A 15,795-nucleotide genomic window follows, 5' to 3' on the forward strand; every position below is an offset into this window, starting at 1 on the left:
CCCTTACTTCATATTAAGAATCACACAAGTTTAACTTATTTCTTTACTTAATGTTCGAGATTTCAGATCTAAAAGCTAAAAAGCTTCCTGAGTTGCAAGAGATTGCAAAAGAACTCAATGTTCCCAAATTCAAAACCTTGAAAAAACTGGACCTGGTATACCAAATATTGGATGTACAGGCCTCCAACCCAAAAGCCGTGGCAGAAACCGTAGCCACAACAACTGCGGACGACAAGCCAGAGCCGAAACAAAAAAGAGCCAGGACCCCTCGTCCGAAAAAGACCGAGGCAAATGACAACAAAGGGGATGCCCCCGAAAAAGCTCCACAGAAAAGAGAGCCTCGAAACAAAAAGGATGACTCCAAAGGGCAAAGTCCACAACAAAAAAAGGACAACAAACCCCAGAACAACAATAATAACAACTCCCAGAAGAACCAAAGCAACAGGAGAAGCAACAATAACAACCAACAAAATAAGGGCCACCACGACAAAAAGAACAGCAATTTTGACAAGGACCTGAAAAATAGGTACAAAGAGCCTGAGTTCGAATTTGACAGCATTATCGAAAGTGAAGGTGTACTGGACATTATGCAGGATGGGTACGGATTCCTAAGGTCTTCCGATTACAATTACCTTTCTTCTCCCGACGATATCTACGTTTCCCAATCACAAATACGATTGTTCGGACTAAAATCCGGCGACACCATTTTGGGGAACATCCGCCCTCCCAAGGAAGGGGAAAAATATTTTCCATTGATCAAGGTGAACAAAATCAATGGCCTAAATCCCCAAGTAGTAAGGGACAGGGTAGCATTTGAGCACCTTACGCCATTGTTTCCTAAGGAAAAATTCAAGTTGGCGGAAAAACAGAGCACGATTTCAACCAGAATCATGGATTTGTTCTCCCCTATTGGAAAAGGACAAAGGGGAATGATCGTTTCCCAGCCCAAAACGGGTAAGACCATGTTGTTGAAGGATATTGCCAACGCTATTGCCGCTAACCATCCAGAGGTATATCAAATCATCCTATTGATTGATGAACGCCCAGAAGAGGTAACCGATATGCAACGTAACGTGCGTGGCGAGGTAGTAGCTTCTACTTTTGACAAAGAGGCCACCGAACACGTTAGGGTTGCCAACATTGTTTTGGACAAAGCGAAAAGATTGGTGGAATGCGGTCACGATGTAGTAATCCTTTTGGATTCCATCACCCGTTTGGCGAGAGCCTACAACACCGTGCAGCCAGCTTCTGGTAAGGTTTTGAGTGGTGGTGTAGATGCCAATGCACTGCATAAACCCAAACGTTTCTTTGGAGCTGCCCGTAATATCGAAAATGGAGGTTCACTATCCATTATTGCTACAGCGCTTACAGAGACCGGTTCTAAAATGGACGAAGTTATTTTTGAAGAATTCAAGGGTACAGGTAATATGGAACTTCAATTGGATAGAAGAATTTCCAACCGAAGGATTTTCCCTGCCATCGACCTTATTTCTTCATCAACGCGGAGGGACGACCTTCTGTTGGACGAAAATACGATTCAACGTATGTGGATCTTGCGCAAGTATCTTGCCGACATGAACCCAATTGAAGCCATGGAGTTTATGGAGCAGCGCATAAAGCAAACCAAGAACAACGAGGAGTTTTTGCTCACCATGAACGAGTAAAAATCGTTCCATAGCAACTAAAAATCATAGACCCTTCAATTTGCTTTGAAGGGTTTTTTGTTGAGTCAATTTATAGAAAAGGCATATCTTTATTTCGGTTTCCTCAAAACTGAACTTAAAACACTTTACTATGAATCACAACAAAAAGGCCTTGCTTGCTATTTTTGGCGCATCATTGCTATTCATCGGGTCCTGTCAACAAGGTCCAAAAAAGGATGAGCCTACCGAACCGACACCTGAAAAAGTATCGCCTCCAGAGGGCATCATATCCCTGGAAGAATCCAAATCCCTTTACGACAATTATACCCGGAACAGGGTTAGTATGATCGAACAGTTTGAAATGGAGCAAAATCCGGACGAAAAGTTTATTCCCGCCCGTTTCACCGCTTTCACCTATGCCGACATGAAAAAATACATGGCCTATGTGGAGCAGGAAGCTGAAGCTGCCGGAGTTGAAGTAGCTTCGCTACGCTTGTATTTTGCCAATTATCCCAACAAGCCCGATTTTCCCGATGGAAAAAAGGTCGTACATCCGAGACAAAATTCCATTTTTATAGTACCTACCACTATGATGGATGGTAAGGAATATGGCTTTTACATTGCTGCGGATGGAAAGGCAAAACCCATCAAAGATGTGGTGGGAAGCCCGGAAGACGGCGGAATGCAAGAAGCCAACACTTCCAAGGCAAGTATGGTGCCCGCTCTATTTCAAAATGGTGACCGAAGCTTGAACCTTAACCATGGAGGTTCTGGACCGCCCCCATACACCGATTTTTAAATAAGGGAACATGCCTACAGAGCTCCTGGATTATCTGACCGAGCACTTCTATGTACCGCTATACCTCGTAACATGGATAGTGGCCATTGTACGGTACCGAAGGTATTTCGACACCCCGTTGAAATACTTCCCGATGATTATCATTTACACTTTTTTTACAGAGCTCTTAGGCGTGCTCATCAAGTACAACAACAATTTCCAATTTTTCTCAGATGGAAGGTATGCTTGGCACAATGTCATTATTTACAATGTGTACCAGCTCGTTTTCTTTATCTTCTTTTTTGGGGTTTATCAAAAGGTACTTCATAACCGAAGTCTAAAGAAACAGATCGGATATTTGATGGGAATCTGTGGATTGGCATACCTTGTAAATGCCATAGCCTACAATCCATTGCACAATCAAATGACCTATGCACATATCATCGGCTCGGTAATGATGGTCTACATCGTACTTTCCTACTTCAGGGAAAAGCAGTTGGAGCAGTTGCTTCAGCCCTTAAAATATAATTTAATGTTTTGGGTCAGCACAGGTATTCTCGTTTTTTATTCACTTTTCCCGATCATTTCCACTATTTATCTTTTGGACCTCAACATTGGGGTTCAGGTATACTTTAGACCCTTGTTACTTACCGCAATAGCCCTAATGTACCTAATTATCATATTTGGGCTAATGATAGGCAAAAGAAAGGCTTTTCGATAAGCATAATGATACAAGTTCCAGAAGAAAGCCTCCCTCGTGGAGGCTTTTTATGTATTTTTACGAGCACAGAAAGCTACTGACAGCCAATCAGGTAGCCCATACCCATGGAGGAACTATTTAAATTTCTTAGCGAGCAGTACATCATTCCCTTCTACCTGATTGTGTGGCTTGTGGCCATGTCCCGTTACCACACGTATTTTGACACCCCCATGAAGTATTACCCCATGTACCTCATGTACACGTTTTTAACAGAATTGTTGGGGTATTTCATCAAATTCCATGATGAGTTTCAAGTGGTGAGCGACAGTAATTACGATTGGTACAACGTAATCATCTATAATATTTATTCCGTGATTTCCTTTGCGTTTTTCTATTACCTCTATTGGCGCTTGGTAAAAACTGACAAATACAAAAAATGGATCATTGTAGGTGCCGTGACGAGCCTTGGTTCCTACGGACTAAGCCTTTTCTTTCAAGATCCATTTTATTCCAACCTCTACTACGCAGATCTCGTGGCGTCCATGATACTTTTATTTGTGATTTGGCTCTATTTTAAAGAAAAAAGGAACGAGACCCATACTCAACCTATGAAGTATAACTTAATGTTCTGGACCAGTTTGGGACTGGTGGTTTTCCATGTCTTCTTTCCCTATCTCATCCTGATTGGGTACGAGGCACCAAAAATATGGGTACAATATCGTTTACGAAGCATACTATGGGTATTGATACTGTTTATGTACGGCTCCTTTCTAATCGGGGTACTCACTCATAAAAGGAGGGCGTTCAGATAACATCATAACAAAAAAAGCGCCCCCATTATGGAGACGCTTGATCCTATTTAAAAAATGATTCAAGATTACATTCCTGCAACCTGGGTCATTAATTTGCTCTTAAGGTTGGCCGCCTTGTTGCTGTGAATGATATTTTTCTTGGCCAATTTATCGATCATGCCAACAACAGTAGGCAACAAAGCTTCAGCAGCTTTCTTGTCTTCTTCGTTACGCAATTTTTTGATGGCATTACGCACGGTTTTGTGCTGATACCTGTTACGCAAACGTACTGCTTCGTTTCTTCTGATTCTCTTTAATGCTGACTTATGGTTTGCCATTGCTTACAATTAATTCTTTCTAAAAACTTTCTTTGTAGCCCGTAGGGGAATCGAACCCCTGTTACCAGGATGAAAACCTGGCGTCCTAACCCCTAGACGAACGGGCCATTATGTCAATATAAAGGTTTGAACGTTAAGGCTCAAAATAAGCAAATTTCGCTTAAACCTTCTTTTGTAGCCCGTAGGGGAATCGAACCCCTGTTACCAGGATGAAAACCTGGCGTCCTAACCCCTAGACGAACGGGCCATTATGCTTGCATAATTGCGGATGCAAAAATACAACTATTTTTAAGTCTTGCAACAGTATTTTTTATTTTTTGCAAGCTGCTTAATAGGCTTTGGCAAACAATACCCTCCGAACCGATGGCTTTCCTGTTACCATACACTTACCCACTTCCTCCGACGCATCCAAGGGAATGCAACGAATCGTAGCTTTGGTGTCCTCCTTAATTTTATCTTCCGTTTCGGCGGTACCGTCCCAATGCGCGGAAACAAATCCACCTTTCTCCTCGATTACCTTTTTGAATTCTTCATAGGAATCCACTTCGGTAATATGTTCTTGTCTGTAGTCCAATGCCTTTTTAAAGATGTTCTCTTGGATTTCATCCATTAAGGCCACAACTTTGTCCACCACCTCATCGGCTTTCACGATTTCCTTGGTCAAAGTGTCCCTTCGTGCCACCTCAAATGTTCCGTTGGCCAAGTCGCGCTGACCCACTGCCAATCGGACGGGAACCCCTTTTAATTCGTACTCGTTGAATTTAAAGCCCGGTTTGTGGGTATCGCGGGTATCGTACTTCACCGTAATTCCCCTGCTACGAAGTTCCTTTACCAAAGGCTCCACTTTTTCGGAAATCGCGTCCAATTGATCCAGTCCTTTATAAATGGGAACAATCACCACCTGTATCGGCGCCAACTTGGGAGGAAGCACCAAACCATTATCGTCGCTATGGGTCATCACCAAGGCGCCCATCAATCGGGTGGAAACACCCCAAGAAGTGGCCCAAACATAATCTTGGGAACCTTCCTTATTGGCAAATTTCACATCGAATGCCTTGGCAAAGTTTTGCCCCAAAAAGTGGGAAGTACCCGCCTGCAATGCTTTACCGTCCTGCATAAGGGCTTCGATACAATAGGTTTTCTCTGCTCCGGCAAAACGTTCACTTTCGGTTTTGGTTCCCTTGATCACGGGCACGCCCATGTAGTTTTCAACAAACTCGGCATACACGTTCATCATCAATTCAGCTTCTTCCAAAGCTTCCTCGCGCGTGGCATGGGCCGTGTGGCCTTCCTGCCATAAAAACTCTGCCGTCCTCAAGAAAAGACGGGTTCGCATTTCCCAACGCACCACATTGGCCCATTGGTTAATTTTCAACGGTAGATCGCGATAGGATTGAATCCATTTTCGATAGGTATCCCAGATAATCGTTTCGGATGTTGGCCGAACAATAAGCTCCTCTTCCAATTTGGCATCCTCGTCCACCACAATACCACTGCCATCTTCCGCATTTTTTAAACGGTAATGGGTAACCACGGCACACTCCTTGGCAAATCCTTCCACATGGCTGGCCTCCTTGCTCAAATAGGATTTAGGTATGAACAGTGGAAAATAGGCGTTCTCGTGGCCCGTTTCCTTGAACATCCTATCCAATTGTCCCTGCATCTTTTCCCAAATGGCATATCCGTAGGGTTTGATAACCATACAACCCCTGACCCCCGAGTTTTCGGCCAAATCTGACTTTACCACCAGTTCGTTATACCATTTGGAATAATCCTCCGCTCTGCTCGTTAAATTTTTACCCATTAATTGAAGTTTGGCACAAAACTTGTGTCTTTAATAGTGAAATGATTGGGTAAAACTAATTATTTTTAGTATGTTCAACAATAAAAATTGCACCATGTTACAGTCTTTACTTCACAATAAATTACGAACCCCCGCCATATTGATGGTTGCCGCCCTCTTTATGGCCTCCTGTGGTTCATATCAGCAGGCTTCCTATTATGATGATGGCATATACACTCCCAATAATCGTGTAGTGAGCGTAGAAAAGAGAAATGCACAAGCCGAAAGGGTGGAGCAGCAGGAAAATAATATCTACGGGGATTATTTTGGTGATAAAGCAAATGAATACGGTGAAATTTTGGACAGTGAGGTTTTTACCGATGTTGACAGTTACTCCAGTCAAACACAAAATGATACCATTCCCTATGGTGAGCAAACCGATTATTTTGCCTACAACAATAACTATAATGGTAATCCCGGTTGGGGGGACAATCCTTCCAATATTTCCATAAATGTTTATGACAACAGCTGGGGCTGGGGTTGGAACGACCCTTGGCTATGGAACGGCGGTTGGGGCTGGAACGCTGGCTGGGGCTGGGGCTGGAACAACCCATGGAGATGGAACCGCTGGGGCTGGGGAGGCCTTGGTTGGGGCTGGAATGCCGGCTGGGGCTGGAACGACCCTTGGTTATGGAACGGTGGCTGGGGCTGGAACGCTGGCTGGGGCTGGGGAGGCCTTGGTTGGGGCTGGAATGCCGGCTGGGGCTGGGGCGGATATTGGAACCGTCCGTTCGTTGGAAGAGGATATTACGGCAGAAATTACGCTCGCATCTCGGGCAGACGTGGGTATTCCTATCTACCTGGAACTACCATCGCTTCGCGCACCAACAGAAGATATGCTGATGGATTTAGATATAATAGCGGCCGTTCCAACAGAACCGTTGGTCGAAGCAATAATCTGGCAAGTCGCAGTGCCCGTGGCTACAGTAATCGCTCCAATGTGCGGAGAACGGTAAGTGCCGATGCCTTGGCCAGAAACCGCAATTACAGAACCAGTAGAAGTACACGAACATCGCCCGGCTACAATAGAAGTTCAAGATCATATAATAATAGGTACGGAACATCGCCTTCCACTAGAAGCAACCGAAGCTATAATGGCAGTAATGCGACCCGAAGCTATAACAGAAGTTCCGGAACACGGTCTTCGAGAGGCTACTCGCCCAGCAGAAGCTACAATCGTTCTTCGAGCGGTGCGAGCTCCCGAAGCTATCGTAGCAGTGGATACTCTAGGAGCAGTAGGTCTAGCGGAAGCTACCGTAGCTCTGGAAGCAGCTCTAGAAGTTCCGGCGTTAGCAGATCATCAGGAGGTTCACGTTCCTCTGGAGGAGCCTCACGTTCTTCTGGCGGTAGTAGAGGCGGACGCGGTGGCGGAAGACCATAATCATTCCATAAATTTATCGATTAATCTAAATCACAAGAAATGAAAAGAATCTCAACTTTCATCATGGTATTGGCATGCACTTTTGCAAGCGCACAAACCATTGATGACGTGGTACGCTATAGCACCGAGAACCTACAGGGAACCGCAAGGTTTCAGGCTATGGGCGGGGCGTTTGGAGCCTTAGGTGGCGATTTGTCCGCCCTTAACGTGAACCCAGCAGGTTCAGCCGTGTTCAACTTTAGTGAAATCAGCATTACAGGTTCCAACTATCATAGGAACAATGATGCCCTATACGGTGGTACCCTAACCAACACCACGGATAATTCCTTGGAATTTAATCAGGTTGGGGGTGTACTTGTATTTAATTCGTCCAACGATAGCCCTTGGAAAAAAATAGCATTGGCCTTTAATTATGATTTGGCACGAAATTTTGACAACACCTATTTTGCATCGGGTAGTACCGCTGTTGGTGTCGATAATTACTTTCTCAACTTTGCACAAGGCGAACCATTGGGTCCCTTGCGCACACAGGAAGGTGAATTTGTGGAAGATGCTTATCTGGATATCGGAGCCAATTTAGGGTACTCCGCCCAGCAGGCTTTCTTGGGCTTCCAAGCGGGTATCATTGAACCCGTAGATGATGTCGACCAAAACACAGACTACTTCTCCAATGCCCAATATGGAACGGTTAATCAGCGGTATCAACAGAGCACCTCTGGATTCAACAGTAAATTCACGGCCAATTTTGCCACTCAATATGAAGACAATTTGTACTTGGGAGCCTCATTAAATTTTCACAATGTACTCTATGAAAGAGTTAGCCTTTTGGACGAACAAGGTTACGATGCAGATTCCCCCATACAGACCATTGCGTTTGACAACCTCCTACGTACAGAGGGAAATGGATTCTCCTTTAGCCTGGGCGCGATTGCAAAATTGAATCAAACCGTACGAGTGGGTGCCAGTTATCAATCCCCTACTTGGTATAGGCTTGCAGACGACACCTCGCAGCGCATCAATTCCAATTTAGCGGTCCCGGACATCGACTTTATAAATTTCAACATTGTGAATTTGTATGAAGAATATCGCATAAAGACTCCTGAAAAATATACGGGAAGTTTGGCTTTGGTATTTGGTCAGGATGGCTTGATAAGCTTTGACTATTCCTATCAAGATATGTCCAAAGCTGAACTGCGACCTACTTCCGACCCAAGCTTTGCCGATGAAAACGAATTCATAGGCAACACCTTGGGAGCGGTGAATGCATTCCGTTTGGGTGGGGAATACCGAATTGAGCAGGTAAGCCTTAGAGCTGGTTACCGGTATGAGCAAAGCCCTTATGAGGATACTGATTTTGTGGGCGACCTTAACGGATTTTCAGCAGGTATTGGTTATACCTTTGGTGCCAACCGTTTGGATTTGGCCTATAGCCGCACTGAGCAGGATACCAATTCCTTCTTTTTTGATGGTGGTGTGGACAGTGCCGCCCTCATTAATCGTGTAAACACGAATATTGCCTTGGGCTATACCTTTAAATTCTAGAAAAAGAAAATATAATGCGATAAGGTCGGAAGAAATTCCGGCCTTTTTTTATCTATCGTACCAGCGAAAAATGTCTTCGCACGGACCTGGCAACAATAACATTTTCATCGTTGCGCTCATATTCCAGTCGGAACCAATAGTCGGATGAAGGCATATCCCTTCCATTAAAGGTACCGTCCCAACCGATGTTTACATCAATCTGCTTAAGCAACTTTCCGTAACGGTCGAAAATATACACCACAGGATTGCCCAACTCCTCTACCCCATACACGGTCCAATTATCGTGGGCACCATCACTATTGGGCGTAAAAAATTTGGGATAGCCAACGACCAAAAATTCGATAGGTTCAGTGGTCCCACAGCCATTCTTATCGTTGATGACCACAGTGTTTATTCCAGGGGGCACATCCAAAAACACAGGGTCGTCCTGATATTCCCCTCCGTTGATGGCATATTCATAATTTCCGTCTCCTACGGGAACAATTTCAATATTATAAGGGTCCGTCTGGTCGCTGTTGACCAAATCGTCGATGACCCGAACCTCATCCAATTCGGGAGTACCGTAAAAGGTAATCAATACATCGTCCGTTATAATGGTGGCCTGATTGGTTTCAATGGAAACAAAATAACGTCCCGAATTAGGACTTGAAACGGTCAACTCGGTTTCCGTAGCTCCATTCGCCAAAATTTGGTCGATAACACCGTCATCATCAAAATCAACACTCCAAGTAACATTGGCGATATTGGGACCAGCAGGTGAATTAAGGGCAGATAAAACAATATCCGGGTCGCCTTCGCAGGCAACGATATCAAAGCCTAAAAACTCATCGCGCAAACTACAGTCCAGTGCCGTATTTTGGTCTTCATCCACAGAAGTTCCCGTAAATGTGAGGATAAAGTCCTCCGGTTCATCATCAAAATTGGTATTGTAATTGTTGATGTAGAGGTAGTAGATTTCACCTTGTCTTACATTTAGCCATTCATCATAGGTGTTTTGACTCCCTTTTACGAACGGGGCTCCTTCCCTGCCATTTACGGGATTGACTCCAATCCCCGTGAACCCTGTTTCGTTGTATTCGTAATTGCAGCGAATGGGCTGTGCAGTCCCATCCCCAACTATGGTGCAAAAATTCTCATTGGAAGTTTCATCAAAAGGACCGTATAACGCAAAATCCCATTCGGCGGTAATTGGACTTCCCGGGGTAACCGGAAGGGCCTCTATGTCAAAACCGATTTGTCCGTCGGTGCCAGCCCTAAACACATACCAAGCGGTGTTGTTTTCGATATTGGCCGAACTTACACTTCCCTTTTCCAAGCAGCCCGTCTGGGTGATGACCTCAGGGTCGAAATCGTCAATATCCCCCCCTCCGTCCGTGGTTCCCAAAATGGGAGCATCGGCACAAACAGGAATCGCTGTTCTACAATCTGGGGAGTTTTGCGCGCTGACCAACTGGCATACAAGAAAAAAACAGATAGCGCTGAATAGAGCTCTCATAGAATTTTGGGGCTATTGATTATGCTGCTTATTAGCAGTATAACTCGCTAACCTACGGTTTTAGTATACGGTCATCGAAGAAATTTACCGTTAATCGACAAACGGTAACACTTAGCTATCGCCTTAAGGAAAAATGGCTTTGCAAATATTTGGCAACGGTACGGTTACCATCTGCATCAATGTAGGACAATTTGAACCAATAATCGGTTGATGGCAGCGGCTTACCTTGAAAATTGCCATCCCAACCTGCATCAAACTCGTTCATCTGCTTGATGAGTTTACCATAGCGGTCATAAATGGTAACAATAGGAGAGTTTAAAGTAGAAAGTCCCTCAATCTGCCAAGTCTCATTGAGAACATCGCCATTGGGCGAAAAAGCGGAAAGAAAGCCCACGACCACAATTTCTTCTTCTACCTCACCACAGCCATACAGGTCTCGCATGCGTACCGTATGCAAACCGGGAGGAACACCTTGGAACACATTGCTGCTTTGAAAATCTGTACCATCCAGGCTAAATTCATACGTTCCATCACTCTCCGTATTGATGGTAACCGAATTATTGACGCTCATATCGGCTATATCGATACTGGAGATTTGGGGCATGGTCGATATCTCGACCACCACCGTTCTGGTAGCCTCACAAACAATTCCATTGGATTGATGGGTTGCCGTTAAGACATATTCTCCTGCTCCGGATACCAAAATGGACGGGGTTTGCTCTCCCGAACTCCATTGGTAGGTGTAGTCAGCATTGGGCTGCGTTTCCCCGATTTCCAGGGTTCCGACGGCTTCACAGATGACAACCTGCTCATCAAAAGTTAAAACTGGAGTGGTTATGGCGTTGATGGCAAAGCTTTGGGAGGCATCGTAGCAATCTGGGTTTGCCAAGGAGGTTGTCCTTACGTAAATGGTTTCCGAGCCAGCGGACAGCAAATGATTCCGATCTAGAGGGGCTACGCCAGCATTCGCATCGGCCTGGGTACCATGATAACTCACGATAACAGCATCAGCATCCATTCCTCCAATAGCTTCTGCATTTTTGACATTCAAATCAAAGGTCATGTCCGGTTCAAAACAGAGGGTCTCATCTGTCAACATCCCTGTAACCGGTACTTCATTAAATCCGACTTGGACATCACTTACTATATTTTCTGCTGAAGTAAGGACCACAACGCGGTACGTGCCCGAATCCGGAACGGTATACGTAGCACCAGCAGCACCTGATATCAACTGAAAGCCAGTCCCACCATCACGATACCACTCGTAACCCGAAGCTCCAGAAGTTGTGGCATCCAAGACTACGGTTTCTACTTCGCAAACGGTAATGGGCGGACCCAACAAATTGCTGACAATGGAACAATCCAAAGCACTGTTGGGATAATCTACCCATACGTTTCCGGTGAACTGAATGGAAAAACCAGAATTGATATTGCTAAAATTATTGATAAAGAGATAATAATCCTCCCCAGCCTCTACCTGTAGCCAGTCTTCATAGTGTACGGAATCTTCATCGCCCGTAGGGTCCTCTCCCACCCCAATAAAACTGGTATTCTCGCTATTGTCGAAAAAATTACATCGAACGGGATCACCCAAATTGTTGCAATCGGTAGCACGGTAGAGCGCAAAATCCCAATCCTCGTTGCTATTATGCCCAATATTAAAGCCCAATTGACCAGCTTCGGCCGTTCTAAAACGGTACCAAGCCGAATTGGATTCTATGGCTCCTGTGGTGGTCTGCTCCAAGCAACCGCTGGAGGAGGCGCCATTGAAGTCATCGGTACCAAAACCATTGGTCCCGCCATTAATTGGGGTATTGCTGCAAATGGGAATGGCCTGGGAGCAATCTTGGGCCACCTGCCCTTGTGCAGTTTGCCAGAACAGTAAAAACAATAAGGTCCTTAAAATAGGTTTCCACATAAAAGACTGTAGGTTTGGGCATTATAAAGGTACCGCACGCCTTGCCTTAACAATAATTTATGTTGTCAAACCCCAGATACCAGATGTTAAATCGTTCATTAATGTATATCTTTGCCCTCCACAAGCAGTACCTATGAAATTAGAGCAGGCATTGGAAGAACAATATGAAGAAAGAGGGAACGACCACGTAGGTTCCTCATCGGATACCCCTTTACGAGAGGATGCTTTTGTATTGAGCGACGAAGAAAAAATCGAAAGAATACAAAAAAGCGTCAGGGAAATTATGCTTACGCTGGGTCTTGACCTAGATGATGACAGTTTGAAAGGTACCCCAAAACGGGTGGCCAAAATGTACGTACAGGAAATTTTTGGAGGATTGCATCCGGACAGAAAACCAAAATCGTCCACTTTTGACAATAAGTACAAGTATGGCGAAATGTTGGTCGAAAAAAATATCGTAGTGTATTCCACCTGCGAACACCACTTGTTGCCCATTGTTGGGCGGGCGCATATTGCCTACATCTCCAACGGGACCGTTGTGGGGCTTTCCAAAATGAACCGAATTGTGGATTATTTTGCCAAGCGTCCACAGGTGCAAGAGCGAATGAACATCCAAATCGTCAAGGAGCTTCAAAAAGTGTTGGGCACAGAAGACGTGGCCTGCGTTATCGATGCAAAACACCTTTGTGTCAACTCCAGGGGCATCCGCGATATCGATAGTAGCACCGTAACCGCAGAGTATGGCGGCAAATTCAAGGAAGAAGCCACAAGAAGGGAATTTTTGGACTACATCAATCTGGATACCGAATTTTAAACACCAACCGTTTAAATGCAATTGTATAAAGACCAAACCTTACGCATCCATAACTCGCTTACCGGAAAAAAAGACGTGTTCCAGCCCATAAACGAAGGCCACGTAGGCATGTATGTTTGTGGTCCAACGGTATACAGCAATGTGCACTTGGGGAACTGTCGCACCTTCATGTCCTTCGACATGATTTTTCGGTATTTCAAGCATTTGGGATACAAAGTCCGTTATGTTCGGAACATCACCGATGCCGGACATTTGGAAAACGATGCGGATGAGGGTGAGGACAAAATTGCAAAAAAGGCCAAATTGGAGCAGATTGAACCCATGGAGGTAGTGCAACGCTACACGGTGGATTTTCACAATACCTTGCAGTTGTTCAACCTGTTGCCACCAAGTATTGAGCCTACCGCTACGGGACACATCATAGAGCAGATAGAAATTATCAAGGATATTCTTGAAAAAGGCTATGCCTACGAAGCCAACGGTTCGGTCTATTTTGATGTGATCAAGTTCAACAAAGATCACGATTACGGAAAATTGAGCGGCAGAAAGTTGGAAGATATGATCACCAACACCCGCGAGCTTACCGCCCAGGACGAAAAAAGAAACCCACAGGATTTTGCGCTTTGGAAAAAAGCCGAGCCACAGCACATCATGCGCTGGCCGTCCCCTTGGGGCGATGGTTTTCCCGGTTGGCACTTGGAATGCACGGCCATGAGCACCAAATATCTAGGCGAAACCTTCGATATCCATGGCGGCGGAATGGACCTTAAGTTTCCGCATCATGAATGCGAAATAGCCCAGGCAGAGGCCAGCACTGGCAAATCGCCCGTAAACTATTGGATGCATGCCAATATGCTGACCTTGAACGGCAAAAAAATGTCCAAATCCACGGACAACAATATTTATCCTGCGGAAATCTTCAGTGGTAACAACAACATTTTAAGCAAGCCCTACACCCCTGCAGTGGTTCGTTTTTTTATGATGCAGGCCCATTATACCAGCATTTTAGATCTTAGCGATGAAGCCTTGCAAGCTTCGGAAAAGGGCTATAACCGCTTGATGGACGCCTTGGACAGTATCGATACTTTAAAAACAGGGGCGAAATCGGATTTTGACGTAACCGTATGGAAGCAGAAATGCTATGATGCCATGAATGACGATTTTAATACCCCGATACTAATCGCTCATTTGTTCGAGGCCGTGAAGCACATCAACCTTATCAAAGAGGACAAGGAAACCCTTTCTGCCGAAGACAAGGAGGAATTGAAGAAATCATTGGAGGCCTTTGTTTACGACGTACTGGGCATAGAAAATCAATCCATGGCGAAAGATGACTCCAACACCTTGAACGGTGTCATGGAATTGTTGATCGATATCCGGAACGAAGCTCGTGCGAAAAAGGATTTTGCCACCTCCGATAAAATCCGAGATCAACTGGTCGCCTTGGGAATTCAGATTAAGGATGGCAAGGACGGGACGACCTTCAGCGTTAATTAGGCGTTTTTCATAAATTTTGACTGGTACTCTCCGGGCGAAACATGGATTTTTCGTTTGAACAACCGGTTGAAATAGGAACGGTTCTCGAAACCGCATTCCAGATAGATCTCCTTTATTTTTTTATCAGGGTCCTTCAATAACTTGATGGCCATTTTAATGCGCTCACTATTGATGTAGTCAATGGGTGTAATTCCCAACTCCTCCTTAAAGGTTTTATGAAAATGGGATTCGCTCATGCAGGCTCTTTTGCTCAGGTCACTTACGGATATCGGTTCGTGCAAGTGATTGGCAATATACTCCACCACATAGGCCAAGCGATTGTTGGAGCTCAACTTGGATGCATTTTGGGTATAGTTTTCACGTCGGTTGCCCTGCAAAATGCGGATGATCAACTCTTGGAGCATGTTATCCACGAAAAAGTCCTTGGAAGGGTGGTTTTCGGTAAATAAGTACAAAAGCCGCTGAATAATTCCATAAATGCTGGCATCGTTGGTAAAGTGGTAGTTGTAATCCATCAAGGCCCATTCGGAGCCATCATGCTTTGGCATGGATTCATTCATTAGGTTGATGACCTTATTGATTTTTTCATCAGAAATCGCCATGGCGAGACAACGGGTCGGATTCTCTTGGTTGGCCTCGGGGAAATCGATACACATTACTTCGTTAGAGGGCAAGATCAGGGATTCACCTGGCAAAAAATCAAAAGAATTCTTGTCGCGCAAGTGCATGACCTTTTTTCCGATCAACATGGAAGCCAACACGGGTTGGTCAAATTGCAGCAATACCTTTTCTGCCTGCAAATGCGTTTCAAAAACATGCATGGCAGCATTGTTCAGCGTGTAGGACGTTTGGTTTTCTACCAAATGCTCCAATTTTCTTTCCTTAAAAAATCGTTCGGATAACTGCATACCCAGTGTTTACTCCTTAATATTTTAAACAAAAACTTATTAAATATAAAAAATACAATGGTGTTTTTTGTTAAAAATATAAATTCAAAGAGGATTGGTCATGTCATTAATAGAATACGTCAGATGTACAGCGCTCAAAATCAATAC

At 44.7% G+C, this 15,795-nt stretch carries 13 protein-coding genes and 2 tRNA genes; 8 read left to right on the forward strand and 7 right to left on the reverse strand.

Annotated features, from left to right (window positions below):
* Positions 1-50 precede the first annotated feature (50 nt).
* From rho to GGE08_RS07960, 4 genes are all read left to right on the forward strand, one after another.
* On the forward strand, positions 51-1,664 hold the full coding sequence (rho, locus tag GGE08_RS07945; protein ID WP_179384363.1) for a transcription termination factor Rho: 1,614 nt from the start codon (positions 51-53) through the stop codon (positions 1,662-1,664).
* Between the two features lie 130 nt (positions 1,665-1,794).
* Positions 1,795-2,442 (forward strand): hypothetical protein, encoded by a 648-nt coding sequence (locus GGE08_RS07950; RefSeq protein WP_179384364.1) that lies wholly within the window; start codon positions 1,795-1,797, stop codon positions 2,440-2,442.
* A gap of 10 nt (positions 2,443-2,452) precedes the next feature.
* On the forward strand, positions 2,453-3,142 hold the full coding sequence (locus GGE08_RS07955) for a hypothetical protein (RefSeq protein ID WP_179384365.1): 690 nt from the start codon (positions 2,453-2,455) through the stop codon (positions 3,140-3,142).
* Positions 3,143-3,246: 104 nt separating this feature from the next.
* Positions 3,247-3,933, forward strand: coding sequence for a hypothetical protein (locus tag GGE08_RS07960; protein ID WP_179384366.1), 687 nt, complete (start codon positions 3,247-3,249; stop codon positions 3,931-3,933).
* A 65-nt stretch (positions 3,934-3,998) separates the two neighbouring features.
* On the opposite strand, the gene rpsT is transcribed toward GGE08_RS07960, so the two are convergent.
* From rpsT to proS, 4 genes are all read right to left on the reverse strand, one after another.
* Complete coding sequence (gene rpsT / locus GGE08_RS07965) at positions 3,999-4,250, reverse strand: 30S ribosomal protein S20 (protein ID WP_179384367.1); 252 nt, start codon at positions 4,248-4,250, stop codon at positions 3,999-4,001.
* Between the two features lie 35 nt (positions 4,251-4,285).
* Positions 4,286-4,357: transfer RNA gene (locus GGE08_RS07970), tRNA-Glu, on the reverse strand.
* A 68-nt stretch (positions 4,358-4,425) separates the two neighbouring features.
* Positions 4,426-4,497, reverse strand: a tRNA-Glu gene (locus GGE08_RS07975).
* Between the two features lie 81 nt (positions 4,498-4,578).
* Positions 4,579-6,054: a proline--tRNA ligase gene (gene proS / locus GGE08_RS07980; protein WP_179384368.1), complete on the reverse strand. Its 1,476-nt coding sequence runs from the start codon at positions 6,052-6,054 to the stop codon at positions 4,579-4,581.
* Between the two features lie 94 nt (positions 6,055-6,148).
* Between proS and GGE08_RS16170 the strand changes: the two genes are divergently transcribed.
* Together GGE08_RS16170 and GGE08_RS07990 are read left to right on the forward strand one after the other, a co-directional pair.
* Entirely contained in the window at positions 6,149-7,474 is a 1,326-nt protein-coding gene (locus GGE08_RS16170) for a hypothetical protein (RefSeq protein ID WP_179384369.1), read from the forward strand.
* A gap of 39 nt (positions 7,475-7,513) precedes the next feature.
* A complete protein-coding gene (locus tag GGE08_RS07990) occupies positions 7,514-9,016 on the forward strand; it encodes an OmpP1/FadL family transporter (protein WP_179384370.1) in 1,503 nt (500 codons plus the stop codon).
* Between the two features lie 52 nt (positions 9,017-9,068).
* Here GGE08_RS07990 and GGE08_RS07995 read toward each other — a convergent pair whose 3' ends face one another.
* Both GGE08_RS07995 and GGE08_RS08000 read right to left on the reverse strand, forming a co-directional pair.
* Positions 9,069-10,511 (reverse strand): T9SS type B sorting domain-containing protein, encoded by a 1,443-nt coding sequence (locus tag GGE08_RS07995; protein WP_179384371.1) that lies wholly within the window; start codon positions 10,509-10,511, stop codon positions 9,069-9,071.
* 115 nt (positions 10,512-10,626) lie between these two features.
* Positions 10,627-12,429, reverse strand: coding sequence for a T9SS type B sorting domain-containing protein (locus GGE08_RS08000; protein WP_179384372.1), 1,803 nt, complete (start codon positions 12,427-12,429; stop codon positions 10,627-10,629).
* A gap of 133 nt (positions 12,430-12,562) precedes the next feature.
* Here GGE08_RS08000 and folE point away from each other — a divergent pair, with 133 nt between their 5' ends.
* Both folE and cysS read left to right on the forward strand, forming a co-directional pair.
* The gene (gene folE, locus GGE08_RS08005; protein WP_179384373.1) at positions 12,563-13,243 is read left to right on the forward strand and encodes a GTP cyclohydrolase I FolE; all 681 of its coding nucleotides are present in this window, start codon (positions 12,563-12,565) and stop codon (positions 13,241-13,243) included.
* A 15-nt stretch (positions 13,244-13,258) separates the two neighbouring features.
* On the forward strand, positions 13,259-14,740 hold the full coding sequence (gene cysS / locus GGE08_RS08010; protein ID WP_179384374.1) for a cysteine--tRNA ligase: 1,482 nt from the start codon (positions 13,259-13,261) through the stop codon (positions 14,738-14,740).
* Here the strand turns inward: cysS and GGE08_RS08015 are convergent.
* Positions 14,737-15,648 (reverse strand): AraC family transcriptional regulator, encoded by a 912-nt coding sequence (locus tag GGE08_RS08015; RefSeq protein ID WP_179384375.1) that lies wholly within the window; start codon positions 15,646-15,648, stop codon positions 14,737-14,739. The genes cysS and GGE08_RS08015 overlap by 4 nt on opposite strands.
* Positions 15,649-15,795 lie beyond the last annotated feature (147 nt).

It is taken from the genome of Allomuricauda sp. ARW1Y1, assembly GCF_013407935.1.
Lineage (GTDB): Bacteria > Bacteroidota > Bacteroidia > Flavobacteriales > Flavobacteriaceae > Flagellimonas.